The 14577-nt window shown below is 71.0% G+C and carries 15 protein-coding genes; 4 read left to right on the plus strand and 11 right to left on the minus strand.

Annotation, left to right across the window (positions count from 1 at the left end; translation table 11 throughout):
- Positions 1 to 91: 91 nt before the first annotated feature.
- Positions 92 to 1225, minus strand: coding sequence for an FAD-dependent oxidoreductase (locus AB0M54_RS45560; RefSeq protein ID WP_364328555.1), 1134 nt, complete (start codon positions 1223 to 1225; stop codon positions 92 to 94).
- Between the two features lie 48 nt (positions 1226 to 1273).
- Here AB0M54_RS45560 and AB0M54_RS45565 point away from each other — a divergent pair, with 48 nt between their 5' ends.
- Positions 1274 to 1873, plus strand: coding sequence for a sulfite oxidase-like oxidoreductase (locus AB0M54_RS45565; protein WP_364328558.1), 600 nt, complete (start codon positions 1274 to 1276; stop codon positions 1871 to 1873).
- Entirely contained in the window at positions 1843 to 2553 is a 711-nt protein-coding gene (locus AB0M54_RS45570) for a ferredoxin reductase (RefSeq protein ID WP_364328561.1), read from the plus strand. The genes AB0M54_RS45565 and AB0M54_RS45570 overlap by 31 nt, the downstream gene beginning before the upstream one ends.
- Here the strand turns inward: AB0M54_RS45570 and AB0M54_RS45575 are convergent.
- From AB0M54_RS45575 to AB0M54_RS45600, 6 genes are all read right to left on the minus strand, one after another.
- On the minus strand, positions 2531 to 3637 hold the full coding sequence (locus AB0M54_RS45575; protein WP_364479151.1) for an NAD(P)/FAD-dependent oxidoreductase: 1107 nt from the start codon (positions 3635 to 3637) through the stop codon (positions 2531 to 2533). The genes AB0M54_RS45570 and AB0M54_RS45575 overlap by 23 nt on opposite strands.
- 10 nt (positions 3638 to 3647) lie before the next feature.
- Positions 3648 to 4031, minus strand: a complete 384-nt coding sequence (locus AB0M54_RS45580; RefSeq protein WP_364328567.1) for a hypothetical protein — start codon at positions 4029 to 4031, stop codon at positions 3648 to 3650.
- A gap of 149 nt (positions 4032 to 4180) precedes the next feature.
- On the minus strand, positions 4181 to 5500 hold the full coding sequence (locus AB0M54_RS45585) for an ABC transporter substrate-binding protein (RefSeq protein WP_364328570.1): 1320 nt from the start codon (positions 5498 to 5500) through the stop codon (positions 4181 to 4183).
- 34 nt (positions 5501 to 5534) lie between these two features.
- A complete protein-coding gene (locus AB0M54_RS45590) occupies positions 5535 to 7046 on the minus strand; it encodes an altronate dehydratase family protein (protein WP_364328573.1) in 1512 nt (503 codons plus the stop codon).
- On the minus strand, positions 7043 to 7837 hold the full coding sequence (locus AB0M54_RS45595) for a 6-phosphogluconolactonase (RefSeq protein ID WP_364479154.1): 795 nt from the start codon (positions 7835 to 7837) through the stop codon (positions 7043 to 7045). Before AB0M54_RS45595 ends, AB0M54_RS45590 begins: the two co-directional genes overlap by 4 nt.
- Positions 7834 to 9207: an alpha-glucosidase/alpha-galactosidase gene (locus AB0M54_RS45600; protein ID WP_364328578.1), complete on the minus strand. Its 1374-nt coding sequence runs from the start codon at positions 9205 to 9207 to the stop codon at positions 7834 to 7836. Before AB0M54_RS45600 ends, AB0M54_RS45595 begins: the two co-directional genes overlap by 4 nt.
- Positions 9208 to 9408: 201 nt before the next feature.
- Between AB0M54_RS45600 and AB0M54_RS45605 the strand changes: the two genes are divergently transcribed.
- Together AB0M54_RS45605 and AB0M54_RS45610 are read left to right on the plus strand one after the other, a co-directional pair.
- Positions 9409 to 10440, plus strand: a complete 1032-nt coding sequence (locus AB0M54_RS45605; RefSeq protein WP_364479157.1) for a LacI family DNA-binding transcriptional regulator — start codon at positions 9409 to 9411, stop codon at positions 10438 to 10440.
- 117 nt (positions 10441 to 10557) lie between these two features.
- A complete protein-coding gene (locus AB0M54_RS45610; protein ID WP_364328584.1) occupies positions 10558 to 11349 on the plus strand; it encodes an SGNH/GDSL hydrolase family protein in 792 nt (263 codons plus the stop codon).
- A gap of 157 nt (positions 11350 to 11506) precedes the next feature.
- Here the strand turns inward: AB0M54_RS45610 and AB0M54_RS45615 are convergent, their stop codons facing one another.
- Genes AB0M54_RS45615 through AB0M54_RS45630 form a run of 4 tightly spaced genes read right to left on the minus strand, consistent with a single transcriptional unit; the run spans position 11507 to position 14569 of the window.
- Positions 11507 to 12127 carry a hypothetical protein gene (locus tag AB0M54_RS45615; protein ID WP_364479160.1) on the minus strand — a complete coding sequence of 207 codons (621 nt, stop codon included), beginning with the start codon at positions 12125 to 12127 and terminating at the stop codon, positions 11507 to 11509.
- A gap of 8 nt (positions 12128 to 12135) precedes the next feature.
- The gene (locus AB0M54_RS45620; RefSeq protein WP_364479163.1) at positions 12136 to 12894 is read right to left on the minus strand and encodes a hypothetical protein; all 759 of its coding nucleotides are present in this window, start codon (positions 12892 to 12894) and stop codon (positions 12136 to 12138) included.
- Positions 12891 to 13751 carry an ATP-binding cassette domain-containing protein gene (locus tag AB0M54_RS45625; protein WP_364479166.1) on the minus strand — a complete coding sequence of 287 codons (861 nt, stop codon included), beginning with the start codon at positions 13749 to 13751 and terminating at the stop codon, positions 12891 to 12893. The genes AB0M54_RS45620 and AB0M54_RS45625 overlap by 4 nt, the downstream gene beginning before the upstream one ends.
- On the minus strand, positions 13748 to 14569 hold the full coding sequence (locus AB0M54_RS45630; protein ID WP_364328596.1) for a hypothetical protein: 822 nt from the start codon (positions 14567 to 14569) through the stop codon (positions 13748 to 13750). Before AB0M54_RS45630 ends, AB0M54_RS45625 begins: the two co-directional genes overlap by 4 nt.
- Between the last annotated feature and the right edge of the window lie 8 nt (positions 14570 to 14577).

The following is a 14577-nucleotide window of genomic DNA, read 5'->3' on the forward strand; positions in this document are numbered from 1 at the left end:
CGACGGGGTCTTTTCGTTGGTATGTCCCTCTCGCTGAGCGTGTTCGCTGACAGCCCATCACCAGTTATGTACCGAACCTTTGCCTACCCGCTTAGAGCGGCGCCGAAGGGTCGGCGAGGCGCGCGAGGTCCACCGGCTCCCCGGCTCGGATAAGCTCCTGGATCCGGTCGGTGACGTCCCAGACGTTGACGTTCATGCCGGCCAGCACCCGGCCCTCGGTGGTCCAGAAGGCGATGAACTCCCGCGCCTCCACGTCGCCGCGGACGACCAGGTCGGGCGAGACGTCCGGCGGGACCCAGCCGGCGTACTCCATGCCCAGGTCGTACTGGTCGGTGAAGAAGTAGGGCAGGTGGTCCCAGCGCACGTCCTGGCCGAGCATGGCGCGGGCCGCGTACGGGCCGCCGTTCAGCGCGTTGGCCCAGTGTTCGACCCGGACCCGGGCGCCGAGCAGCGGATGGTCGATCGCCGCGACGTCACCGGCGGCGAAGATGTCGGGATCCGAGGTCCGGAACGACGAGGACACCAGGATGCCGTCCTCCACCTCGAGGCCGGCGTCGATCGCCAGCTGGTCGTTGGGCGTGACCCCGATCGCGGCCAGCGTCACGTCGGCCTCGAAGCCGTCGGGCAGCTGGTCGACGAACGAGACGCCGTGATCGCGGTGCAGGTTCGCGAAGAGCGTGGCCATCTGTACGCCGAGCACCCGCTGCAGGGGCAGCGTGCCCCGGGTCACCACGGTCACGTCGGCGCCGCGCTCACGGGCGGCCGCGGCGACCTCCAGACCGATCCAGCCGGCGCCGAGGATGGCCAGGCGGGTGCCCTCGGTCACGGCCGCGGCGATGCGGTCGGAGTCCTCGTACGTCCGCAGGGACAGCGTGCCCGGCAGCCGCCTCGGCGTGGCGCCGGTGGCGAGCAGCAGCTTCGTGTACGGGATCTCCTCGCCCCCGTCGGTGCGGACGACGTGAGCGGAACGGTCGACGCTGGTGACGGCCACGCCCGTACGCAGCTCGATGTTGTGCTCTTCGTAGAACCCCGGCGCGTGCACGTACGGCTCGTCCCGGCTCGCCGTACCCAGCAGCAGGCCCTTGGAGAGCGGCGGGCGCTCGTACGGCCGCTCCTGCTCGGCGCCGATCAGCGTGACCCGCCCGCCGAAGCGCTCGGCCCGCAGCGTCTCGGCCGCCTTGGCCCCGGCCAGCCCTCCCCCGACGATGACAAATGCTTGATCCATCACACAACCTTTCCATCGAGGCGGCCGAGTGCGGTTTACTCAGTCTCCATGAGCATCATCTCGACCGGCTTCGGCGGCCGGCGACGGTCCTCCGAACCCGAGCTGCCGCCGGGGCAATACCTCACGACCGACTTCCCGGTGCTCTCGATCGGGCCGACCCCGCGCATCCCGCTCGATCGCTGGCGCTTCACGATCACCACCGAGTCGGGTGACAAGCAGCAGTGGACCTGGGACGAGTTCACCAAGCTGCCGGCCGAGGACGTGACGACCGACATCCACTGCGTCACCAAGTGGTCCAAGCTCGGCACGACGTGGCGCGGGGTCTCGGTCGACACGATCCTCGAAGACGTGGAGACCGCGGCCGACTTCACCATGGTCCATGGGTACGGCGGCTACAGCACCAACGTACCGATGGAGGATCTGACCAACGGCCAGGCCTGGATCGCGTACGAGTTCGACGGCGAACCGCTGGCCCCCGAACACGGCGGACCGGCCCGGATGCTCATCCCCCACCTGTATTTCTGGAAGTCGGCGAAGTGGGTCAACGGCATCGAGATGCTGAACGACGACGAGCCGGGCTTCTGGGAAGAGGCGGGCTATCACATGTACGGGGACCCATGGCGCGAGCAGCGGTACCAGGGCGACTGAGCTGGCGGGTGGCCACGGTCACCGAGATCCGCCCGGAGACGGCCACCGCCAAGACCCTCGTGCTCGACGTCCCCGACTGGCCCGGCCACCTGCCCGGCCAGCACATCGACGTGCGGCTCACCGCGCCGGACGGCTACCAGGCCCAGCGCAGCTACTCGATGGCCAACGCTTTCCGTGCCGGCGCCGAGGACAGGCTCGAGCTGACCGTGCAGCGGGTCGACGACGGCGAGGTGTCGGAATACCTGACATCCGGTGTCTCGGCCGGCGACAAGCTGGAGCTGCGCGGGCCGATCGGCGGCTGGTTCGTCTGGCGCTCCGCGTCGACCGCGCCGGTGCTGCTGGTCGCCGGCGGCTCGGGGGTCGTGCCGCTGATGGCCATGATCCGGGCGCGCGATCGTCAGCCGTTCCGGCTCGTCTACTCGGTGCGGACGCCGGACGACGTTCTTTACCGGTCGGAGTTGTCGCGGTTCAAGCCCGGGCTCGACGTGCACTACGTCTACACCCGGGTGCCGCCGGCCAAGCGGCTGAGCGTGGCGACCCTCAACACGCACGGCTGGCCGGCCGACTTCGAGCCGGAGTGCTTCGTCTGCGGGCCGACCGCGTTCGTCGAGGCCGCGGCCGACATGCTGGTGGCGCTGGGTCACGACCCGCGACGGGTCAAGACCGAGCGATTCGGGTAGCCAGCCGCTTCGCCTCGATGCCGGCCTGGCGCAGCATGCCGCCGAGATTCACGTCGTACCCGATGAAGTACAGGCCCGGCCGGGCCGGTGGGCCGCCGCGGACGAGCGGCACCCCGGTCTCGTCGAACAGCGCCGGGTCGGCGAACAGCTCGCGCAGCCCGGTGCCGTAGCCGGTGGCCGCGACCACGGCGTCCGGTCGCACGCTCGTGCCGTCGGCCAGCAGCACCGACGTCTCGGTGAAGCCGGTCACCGCGGCCACCGGGACCACCCGTCGGGCCAGCACGTCCCGGACGATGCCGACATCCTGCAGCGGCACGTAACGCTTGGTGCGCAGGCGGGTCTTCAGCCCCTCGGCCGGGCGGACGATGCCGTACGCCCGCAGGTCGGGCACCTCGAAGCGGGCCAGGGTGGCGGCCAGCGGGTTGAAGACGCGCTCCGGCAGCCCGCCCAACAGCACGCCGCTCAGCTGGGCCGGCCAGCCCGCGACCTCGCGGCGGATGATGTGCGGTGGCGTCCGGATCGCGATCCGCACCGAGGCGGCGCCGCCCGCGGCCAGGTCGCTGGCGATCTCCGCGCCGCTGTTGCCGATGCCGGCGACGAGCACGTCCTGGCCCCGGAACGGCTCGGCGTTGCGGTACGCCGACGAATGCAGCAGCGTGCCCGCCCACGACTCCCGGCCCGGCCAGTCGGGCACCACCGGCGTGTGCAGGTAGCCGGTGGCGACGACCAGGGTCTCGGTGGTGTGCTCGGCGCCGTCGGCCAGGGTGAGCGACCAGCCCGGCTTGATCGACTCCACGGTGGCGCCGGTCCGGACGTCGAGATCGAACTTCGCGGCGTACGCCTCCAGATAGCGCACCAGGTCGTCGCGCCGCACCCAGCGCCCGTACTCCCGGGGGATGGGCAGGCCGGGGAGGCCGGACAGCCGCCTCGTGGTGTGCAGCTTGAGCCGGTCGTAGCGGCCGCGCCAGCTCGAGCCCACGCCCGGGCCGCGCTCGAGCACGACGGAATCCACGCCGCGGGCCTTGAGCGCCGCCGCCACCCCGAGGCCGGCCGCGCCCGCGCCGAGCACCGTCACGTTCACCATGCGGAGCAGCTTAGAAGTTGCGGAGGGTGCCCCTCAATCGATCGCCCAGCGTTTTCGGGGACGGCGGCGGCGTCTTCACCGGAGCCCCCGGACGCGGCGTGGACCGCCCGATCGGCTGGTCGTAGTCGGCCCGCGCGATCGCGTCGGTGATCTGCGCGTCGGAGAAGTTCTCGGAGCCCGGGATGGACGGGACGAACCCGACGAGCACGCCGTTGCGCATCACCTGCGCCTCGAGTCCCGCGGTGCCGTCGTTGTCCCAGACCGCCTCGCGGCCGTCCGGCAGGACGACCCGGATGCCGTACTGGGTGATGCCGGCATGCGGCAGCTTGATGTGCGCGAAGACGTTGCGCTCCCGAAGGACGGTGATGATGCGCTCAGCCTGTGCCTGTTCCATGCCTCGAAATTAGCGCCGAAGCCTGGAGAAACCCTGAGCGTTGGCTAAACGCGAGCTATCGGGTGACGCCGGTGAACGCCATCGACGCGACGAACCAGCGTTGCGCGAGCACGAAGCCGGTGAGTCCGCGGGCCAGGACACCGCGACGCTCAGCCATTCGTGAGCGCCGGAGCGGCCTTGCGAGCCGCCTCGTCCAGGGCCCCCTTGGCCGGGGCAGCGCCTTGCAGGACCTTCGAGATCTCCTCGCCGACGTAGCCGGACATCTCCACATATCCGGTCACGGCCGGCCGTGGCTGTTTGGCGTTGGCGAAGTTGTCGAAGAACTTCTGGGCCCCGGGCGCGTAGGTTGTGACATAGTCGGCGAACTCGGTGCTGTCCTTCTCGGACGCCCGCAGCGGAAGGTTGCCGATCGCCAGGTTCCAGCGCGGGTCGACCTCCTTGCTGGTCAGCCAGCGAACGAAGTCCCGCGACGCGCCGGCCCGGTTGGGGTCGCTGTGGTTGTAGAGCACCCACAGGTCGGGGCCGGACACGGTCTGGTGGTCGCCGTTGAAGCCGGGCAGAGAGGCGACGCCGTAATCGACCTTGTTCGCTTTCAGGTCGTAGAGCGTCCACGGGCCCGACATGACCATTCCTACGCTGCCCGAGAAGAACAGCGGAAGGTACTTCTCGTTGGTCTGGTCCAGATACATCGATTTGTCGTCGACGGCCATGGATCGCAGGAACTCCAGGGCGGCCACCCCGGCATCAGAGTTGAACGCCGGCTTGCGCCCGTCGAGAATCTTGCCCCCGCGCTGCCACAACAACGGCCACAAGTGCCATGTCGTGTCTTCGCTCCCGGCGACCGAGTACGCCGTTCCGTAGATGTTCCGGGACGGATCGGTGAGCTTCTTCGCCGCCGATCGGAAGTCGTCCCACGACCAGGTGTCCGTCGGGTACGGCACGCCGGCCCGGTCGAAGAGCTTCTTGTTGTAGATCAGGCCGAGGTTGTCCACCACCGCCGGCACGCCGATGACCCGTCCCTCGACGGTGGCCGTCGCCCGCGCGGCGACCGGGAACTCTTCCCACGCCACGGCCGGATCGGCGACGAAGGTGGTGAGATCCTGGGCGCGGCCGCTGCCGGCCAGCTCGGCGGCCCAGGTTCCGTAGGCGTACGAGATGTCCGGGTAGGTGCCGGAGGTGAACGCGGCGGACAGCTTCGTCAGCAGCTCGCCGGTCTCCGCGGCGCCGGCCGAGACGTTCAGCGTCACGTTGGGGTGCGCTGCCTGGTATTCCTTGGCCAGTTTCTCCGCCAGCGCCTGGGCGTCAGCGGTTTGACCGGTCCACCAGGTGAGCGTCACGGGCGCCTTCGGGTCGTACCCTTCGGCTGCGTCCTTGCTGTTGTCCGGTACGCCGGCATTGTTCGTACAGCCGGCGACGGCCAGGATCGATGCGGCCCCCGTCGCCAGGAGAAGCCTGCTGATGCGTTTCATGATGTCCTCCAGGGGTGTTGGTCAGGTGTCGCCGTCACAGCACCGCCCCCAGCTGCCACGGCACGAACTCCTCGGCGCCGAATCCCAGCTGTTCGCTGGCCGTGCGCCGGCCGGATGCGGTCTCGAGGATGCGGTTGAACAGTCGCCGGCCGACCTCCACAACGGACTCCTGCCCGGTCAGGATCGTTCCGGCGTTGAGATCCATGTCCTCGCTCATCGCCGTGAACGTGGAGTTGTTGGAGCAGACCTTCAGGCTGGGCGCGGGGCGGCAGCCGTAGACCGATCCGCGGCCGGTGGTGAAGCAGACGATCTGCGCGCCGCCCGCGACGATGCCGGTGACCGAGACCGGGTCATAACCCGGCGTGTCCATGAACACGAGGCCGTTGGCCCTGATCGGTTCGGCGTAGCGGTACACCGCCCGAAGGGGACTGCTGCCGCCTTTGGCCACCGCGCCGAGAGACTTCTCGGTGATGGTGGTGATCCCGCCGGCCTTGTTGCCGGGTGACGGGTTGCCGTCGAGGGTGGTCCCGGACGCCGCGGTGTAGCGCTGCCACCAGGCGATGCGTTCCAGCAACGCCTCGGCCACGGCGGGCTCGGCGCGGGCGGTCAGCAGATGCTCCGCACCGTAGATCTCGGGGGTCTCGGCCAGCACCGCGGTGCCGCCGCACGCCACCAGCAGGTCGGCGGCGACACCGAGCGCCGGGTTCGCGGTGATGCCCGAGCACGAGTCCGAGCCGCCGCAGTTCAGCCCCAGGATCAGCTCCTTGGCGGCGACCTTCTGACGGCGGACCGCGGCGGCGGCGGGAAGGAGCCGGCCGACCGCCTCCACACCGGCCCGGACGGCCGCGGTGGTGCCGCCGTGTTCCTGGATCAGGACCCGCTGCACCGGTGTGGCCCGGCCGGCGTCGCCGAGGTCCAGTTCGTGCACCTGGTTGACCTCGCAGCCCAGGCCGATGGCGACGACACCGGCGACGTTGGCGTTCGCTCCGTACCCGGCCAGGGTCCGCCGCAGAATCCGCAGCCCTTCCCCGTCGGCGAGCCCGCAGCCGCCGGTGTGCGTCAGCGCGATGACGCCGTCGATGGCCGGTTCCCGGGCCAGCAGGGGCTCCACCCGGGCCGCGACGAGTTTGGCGACGGTCGCCGAGCAGTTCACCGACGTGACGATGGCGAGGTAGTTGCGGGTGGCGACGCGGCCGTCCTCGCGGACGATGCCGTTGAAGCTGGCGTCGGCCGGCGGTGTCGGCGACGGCGCCGGGCCGCCGGCCGGGCGTTCCGGCCCGGTGGCCGTGAAGGCGAGGTTGTGCGTGTGCACGTGATCGCCCGCCCCGATCGGCCGGCCGGCCACGCCGATGATCTGGCCGTACTTGCGGACCGCCTGGCCGGCGGCCAACGCACGGCGGGCGAGCTTGTGCCCGGCGGGGACCCCGGACGTCACGCTCACATCGGCACCGTCGGCCCGGGCGGCTACCCGTTCGCCGGGGCGCAGCGCGCGCAGGGCCACGGCGACATCGTCATCCGGGTGCAGCACCAAGGTGTCCGCGTTCACTCAGCGTCTCCCGTGCGTTCCGGGTTCCTCGGCTCGAGCAGCGAAGCCGAGTCGCGGTCCAGCAGGAGCCGGGCGTGCGGGGTACGCCGGAGAATCGATGCCGGGCAGGTGCCGTCGACCGGCCCGGTGAGAGCGCGGTGCACCGCCTCGGCCTTCCGGCGCTCGGGCGCCAGGCACAGCATCGTCGCGGCACTGCGAAGACCGGTGATGGTCAGGGTGATCGCCCGTGCCGGGACCTCGTCGAGCCGATCGAAATGTCCTTCACCGACCTGTTGCCGGCGTGAGCGTTCGTCGAGGTCCACGACCTTGACCCAGTCCGCCTCGCCGAAGTCCGCGGGCGGGTCGTTGAACGCCAGGTGCCCGTTCTCGCCGATACCGAGCACGCACAGATCGACGGGATGGGCGCGGAGCAGCGCCTCGTATCCTTGGCACGCCAACGTCAGGTCGGCCGGGTGGCCGGGCACCGGGTAGAACGCCCGCACCCGCACCTCGTCGAGGAGGTGGCGGCGCAGGAACTCGGGGAATCCCGCCGGATGGCCGGCCGGCAGGTTCAGATATTCGTCCATGTGGAAGACGGTGACCGCCGGCCAAGCGATGTTCTGCTTCCGCAGGGCCGCAAGAAAGGTCACCTGCGAGTTGCCCGTGGCCAGCACCAGGTTGGCGGTGCCCGAGCGTTCCACCGCGGCATTGATGATCTGGGCGGCCGCGTCGGCGGCCGCCACGCCCATCGCCTGGTTGCCGGGATGGATCTCCACATCGAGGTCGTCGACGCGGAACGTCGCCGTTTTCATGGGGTGTTTCCTTTGCGCGAGGCGTGGGTGACGGTGTTGGCCGGGGCGACCGCGATCAGCCGGCGGCTCTTCAGGTCGGGCAGTGCCGGTCCATGCGCGGCCAGCAGTTCGTCGACCAGAGCGACCGCCCGGTCGGGTTTGAGGATCGCGGAGACCTGCGGATCGACGAGCGCCGCTTGACGGACGAGGTCGAGGTCGTGCTGGAGGACCGCCTGCACCGTGAGCTGCTGCACCGCGACGGCCTGCCGGTTGAGGGCCGCGGGCCCGGGCGGCAGATCGGGTACCCGGTCGAGAGATACGGCACCGTTGCGGACCGTGCAGGCGACCTCGACGGCGGCCTCGGCCGGCAGATTGCCGATCAGGACGCCGTCGGCGATCTGGTTGGCGACGTTGGGGTGGAACGTGTAGGGACGGCCGGATTCGAGGGCCGCGATCAGGGCCGGCGCGTACTCGTTGCTCGGCTCGGTCAGCAGCGCCTGGGCGCCGCCCAGCCGCCCGGCGAGCGCGTCGTGATCGGCCTGCTGCTGATCAAGAGCGTCCAGGCGCTCCCGCCCGACCGGAATCCGTAGTCGTTCGGTTTCGCCGTCGTGCGGCAGGAAGTAGGAGAAGTACTCGGCCGTGTGTTTGCTGGATTCGCTGCAGAAGTAGCCGAAGTGGCGCATCAATGCGAAACGAACGCCGTCGCCGGCGACCAGGCCGGGGTCGGAGGCCGGGAGCGCGAAGAGGCTCGGATACAGGTCGTGGCCCCCGGACTCCAGCCGGGTGAACCACGCCATGTGATTGACCCCGGCCGCGTCCCACACCAGATCGGCGAACGGGACGTCGAGGTAGCCGGCCAGTTCCTCGGCGGTGTTGACGATGCTGTGACACAGGCCGAAGTGCCGCACTCCGGTGGCGGCGGCCAGGGCCATCACCACCATGGACATGGGATTGGTGTAGTTCAGGAACAGCGCTCCGGGCGCCAATTCCTCGATGTCGTGGGCGATCCGCAGAATCTCGGGGATGGTCCGAAGACCGCGTGAAATACCGCCTATGCCGAGGGTGTCCCCGACAGTTTGGGTGATGCCGTATTTCGCCGGGATCAGCAGATCCGCCTCGATGCCCGGCCGGCCGCCGACCAGAATCGTGTTGATCACATAGGTGGCGCCCGGCAGGGCCTGCCGGCGGTCCAGCCAGGCCGTGACCTGTGCTCCCGCCTTGCCGCCTTCGGCCACGAGCCGACGGCAGAGAGCGGTGGCAAGGGCCAACCGGGCGGGGTCGGTGTCGACCAGCCGCAATTCGACGTCGCGGGTGGCCGGGTCCTGCATGAGGTCGCTGACCAGCATTCGCGTGAAAACGGTGCTGCCCGCCCCGATGATGACGATTGCCATGGCTGCTCCGGATCTGCGTCGCCTGGTGTACCGGTCTACTAAACCGGTACACCGACCCTAGCGGCGAGGCTTCCTCAGGGCAACGGGTCTCGCGGCGGAGTTTCGATCAGCTGCTGAGCCGCGGTTCTCCCCCACCTATCTGCCGCACAACCGGTGGGTACGGTGGACCGGTACACCAGGTGGACGTAGCGACGGGGCGGCATGCCAGCAGATAGGCGCAGACGGTCGACGCAGGTCACGATCCGTGAGGTCGCGGCGGCCAGCGGAGTCTCGGTGAGCACGGTGTCCAACCTGCTCAACGGTCGTACCGCCGCGATGACCTCCCGCACCAGGGAGCGAATCGAAGAAGCCATGCGTTCACTCGGGTATCGGCCCAGCCGGATAGCGCAGAGCCTCACGACCAAACGGACCCGGACCATCGGGCTCGTCATCGACGAGATCAGCACCAACCTGTTCCTGGCGGCGTTGACCGCCATCGAGCCTCGGGCCAGGCAGTCGGATCGAAATCTCGTGGTGTGTCATGCCTCCTCGGCGCAGGAGGAAGCCGCGGTGGTCGAAGTGCTGATGCAGCAGCAGGTCGACGGCATCATCTTCCTCTCCACATCGCAGTTCCGGGACGACTCACATCTGGCGGCGCTGACCGATCAGGGGATGCCGGCGGTCCTCATCAACCGCGGGCAGGCCAACCCGTCGTTCTGCGAGATCAGCTGGGACAACGCGGAAGGGGTCGCGGCGGCGGTCGATCACCTCTACCACCGAGGCCACCGCCGCATCGGACATCTCTACGGACCGGCGGGCCGGCGGAGCACCGAAGACCGCATCGCGGGATACCGCTCAGCGATGTCTCGCCACGGGCTGGTCGTCGACGAGCACCTTCTCGCCCAGGCCGACTACACCGAGCCGGCGTCCCGATGGACCCAGGTCGCTTCCGACATGCTCGGCTCCGAGCGTCGCCCGACGGCGGTCATCGCCGCCGACGACACCGTCGCGGCGGTCGTCCTCCAGGTCGCGGCCGGCCTGGGCCTGCGGGTTCCGCAGGACCTCGCCGTTGTCGGCATCGACGATCAGCATTTTGCCGCGCTTCTCGTGCCCCCGTTGACGACGGTCAGCCTGCCGATCGCGGAGGCGGCCACGCGCGCTTTCGACATGTTGCTCAACCGCCTCGACGACCCCGGCCTCGCACCCGAACGACTTCGGCTGCCGGCGAGCCTGACGACCAGGGGGTCGGCCTGAGAGGGCCAAGACATCGATACACGTTACTACGGAGTAACAATAAAAACACCATGTTTCTTTTGTTACACCCTTGACTTACCGTCGAGTAACCCTCACCCCGCTGAGCGGAGGAACTCGATGAGACGCACCACCGTCCTGGGAACTCTCGTCATCTCATCCCTACTCACCCTGGCCGTCGCGACCCCGGCCGCGGCGGCATCGGGCAGCGTCGACTACGTCGCGCTGGGCGACTCGTACTCGTCCGGGGTCGGCGCCGCCGGGCAGAGCGGCCTCTGCCTGCGCAGCCCCAACGGCTACCCCGGCCTGTGGGCCGCGGCCAACGACCCGCGCTCCTACCGGTCCGTCGCCTGCGGCGGCGCCACCACCGACACCCTGCGGGCGACCCAGCTCATCGCCCTGAGCCGGAAGACCGACCTGGTCACCGTCACCATCGGTGGCAACGACGCGGGCTTCGCGCCCACCGTGATCAGCTGCACCATCGTCACCGACGCCGCCTGCCAGGCCGTCGTCGACGACGCCGCGGTCGTGGTCCGCGAGGAACTGCCGGCCAAACTGGACGCCACCTACCGTGGCATCAAGCGCGGCGCCCCGAACGCCGAGGTGCTGGTCCTCGGCTACCCGATCCTGTTCGACGTGAACGCGCCGAGCTGCGGGTTCGCCGGCATGAGCATCCCGAAGCGGCGGGCCATCAACGCGGCCAACGCGGAGCTCAACGCCCTGATCGAGGACCGCTCCGAGGCGGCCGGGTTCACCTATGTCGACGTGACCGACGAGTTCGCCGGGCACGGGATCTGCGCCGGTGCCAACTGGATCCACGGGTTGCAGATCATCCCGCCGACCAACTCGTTCCACCCCACGGCCGACGGTTATCGCTACGGCTACCTGGCCGCCCTCTCGTCGGCGCTGTGAGCCCGGGGCGCGCGGCGGTCGGTGCCGGGTTGCTCGTCGTCGCCGGCGCGAGCTCGGTGTTCGGAAAGATTGGGTACGCCCACACCACCTGCTCGCCCTCTCGGCGAGCAGGTGGGTGGTCCGGCCCGTGCCGCCCGTTCCGGGCGAAGATCGACGGTCACCAGTCAGACCGCCGCGCGGCCGGGTCGCGCATCGCGGCCAGCAGCACGCAGGTCGCGCCGGCCAGCACGATCGACCAGCGCAGGTGCGCCGGCGTCCATTCCGGGCCGGGGCCGACCAGCATCGGGGCCCGGCCGATCGACGCCGCCACGAACAGCGACGCCAGCAGCGCCGGCGTGGTGATGATGCCGGGGTGCTCGAACCCGTGGCGGCGGGCCCCGGCGGCGACGGCCCAGACCAGGGCGAGCGCGGCGACCAGCTCGGTCGTGAGGCCGAGACCGAGAGCCCACCGCTCGCCGGCCGGCGCCGAGGGAAGCAGGTAGGCGAGCACGGCCGTCCACAGCGGAGCGACAACCGCCACGGCCCCGGCGAGACGCAGCCCGAGCCGGCGGGCGAGACAGTACGGGCTGGCCTGCAACGTGACCGCCGCATCGTCGTCGAGGACGTACCCGCTGCTCAGCGCCAGCAGCAGGCCCAGCACCCGGAGGTCGCCGATGACGTCGGGACCGCCGTCGAGGCGGGCCGCCAGGTACAGCACGACGGCGACGGCGCCGGCCGCGAACGGGGCCAGGCGCAGGCTGCGCGCCAGGTGGCCGCTGCGGAGGACCTCGGTCGCCACGGACGGTGTCATGACAGTTGGAGCCAGCCGACGGCGAGGGTGGCGGCCAGGACCGGCAGGCCGACCAGGGCCAGGCGGGTCCGCTGGGCACGACCGCGGTAGACGGCGGCCACGGCGGCGCAGGCGCAGAGGCCGGCCAGGTAGACGACGTGCAGCCACGGTTCGCCCGGCACCGGCGCGCGGCCTTCCAAGGGAAATCCGGTCGTCCACCACATCCACCAGATGCCGGAGTCGAACCGGCCGAACACGACCACTGCGCCCAGGGTGGCGACGACGAAGGTGATGAGCGCCCCGCCGGCGAAGGGCAGCCGGCGGGCGGCCAGGACGCCGAGCAGCCCGGCCCCGGTGAGGACGAACGGCAGCTGGGCGAGCTCGCCGGCGGTCAGCAGGTCGTCGGGCGGGATGGTGAAGCCGCCGTCGATCAGCGCCATGGCGCCGGCCGCGACGGCGCCGGCCGCGGCCAGGGGCAGCGCGACGCCCAGGCACATGGCCCAGGTCCGGTCGGTGTCCGAGGTCGGCGTGACCCGCAACATCTCCTCGGCCCGGCTGCGGCGGGCGCGGCCGGCAACCAGGTTCGCCGGGAAGATCACGATGATCGGGCCGAAGAACGCGACGGCGGTGAAGATGGTGCCGTACCAGTAGCCGGCGGTCCGGCCCCCGGTGGCCGAGTCGGCGGCGCTGGTCAGGGCCACGACGACGGGTATCAGCCAGAGCACCGGATGGCGGGCGAGATGGCGGGCCTCCCGGCCGATCAGGGATCGGGTCATGAGTGGGTGACCTCCCGGCCGGGTTCGCCCATGAGCAGCAGGTACGCGTCCTCCAGGGTGGGCGGGATCAGCTCCGCGCGGGCGGGCGGGTCGCCGACGTTGCGGTAGGTGCCGTCGCCGGTGCGCCAGGCCGTGATCGCGGCGGGTGAACGCCGCTCGTCGGTCCACACGCGGCCGTCGGCGCGGGCGGTCAGCTCGGCCGGCGTACCGGTGAATCGGGCCCGGCCCTGGTGGATCACGGCGATCGTGGCGCACAGGGCGGTGATGTCCTCGGTCTGGTGGCTGGACATGACCACGGTGCGGCCCTCGCCGGCCTGCGAGATCATCTCCCGGAACCGCAGCCGCTGCTCGGGGTCGAGGCCGACCGTCGGCTCGTCGAGGACGAGCAGGTCGGGGTCGCCCAGCAGGGCCTGGGCCAGGCCGACCCGGCGGCGCATCCCGCCGGACAGGGCCCGGATCCGCTTGGCGCTCACGGCCGCCAGCCCGGTCAGCGCGATGACCCGGCGCACCTCGTCGTGCCGGGGCCGCCGGTCGGTCATCTCCTTGAGGATGGCCACGTAGTCGATGAATTCGAAGACCGTGAAGCCGCGGTGGAAGCCGGCGTCCTGAGGCAGGTAGCCGAGGCGTTCCCGGATGCGGGTGCGGTCGCTGGGGCGGGCCGGGTCGCGGCCCATCAGGGTCACGGCGCCGCGGTCCGGGGCCAGGACGGTGGCGATGACGCGCAGCAGGGTCGTCTTTCCCGCCCCGTTCGGACCGAGCAGCCCGGTCACGCCGGGGCCGGCGTCGAGGGTGACATCGTCCAGCGCCGTCGTCCGGCCGAAGGTCTTGGTCGCGTTCCGCACGCGTACCGTGGTCATGCGCTTCTCCCCAGCTTGATCGAGACGGCGTTGCGGGTGACGGCGAGCCCGAGGCCGCCGCCGAGGGCCACGGCGAGCCAGACGACCTGCGCGCCGGGGCCGAAGGCGAGGTCGGCCCGGCCGGCGACGGCGGCCGGGGCGGTCACCAGCAGCCAGGCCGTGGCCACCACACCGACCGCGACGACGGGGGTGAGGCGGCTGGTCAGCGCGAGCGCGGCGCCGGTGAGCCCGGCGGTGGGCAGCAGCCAGGCGACGGCCGGCCACCACGAGCCGGGCAGCGCCAGCCCGGCCAGGGCCACGATCGGCGTGGTAACCGCCAGGACCGCGACGGTCCGGATCAGCAGCAGACGCAGCCCCGAGTACGGCGTGGCCAGCCCGATCTCCCGGGTGGGGTCGAGGCCGCCCGCGAACGCTCCGGCCACGCCGGCCAGTGGCCCGAGCGGGGCGACCACCAGGAACATCAGCAGGAAGCGGTCATCGACCTGAGCCGCCCAGGCCGCCAGCGCGAGCACTCCCGCGACGGCCAGCAGCCACGGGCCCCGCAGCGTCGGTGTCGCGGCCACCAGGCGCGCCGTCGCCTCGCCGGCGCCGAGGCGGACCAGCATCCGTTCCGGTCCGCTCCGCCGGGGGGCGTCGACCCGGTCGGCCACCTCGTGCCAGATCGCCTCGGCCCGGCGGGGGTCGACCAGGGCGCCGATCACTTCCCGGCAGGTCGCGCAGCCCATCAGATGGGCCTCGGCCGACGCGGCCAGACCCGGCGGGACGGAGCCCCGCGCGTACCGTCGGATCGCCTCCGGGTCGAGGTGCCATGCGGTCATCCCAGCCT

The sequence above is a fragment of the Actinoplanes sp. NPDC051470 genome (genome assembly GCF_040682035.1).
In the GTDB taxonomy this organism is placed as follows: Bacteria; Actinomycetota; Actinomycetes; order Mycobacteriales; family Micromonosporaceae; genus Actinoplanes.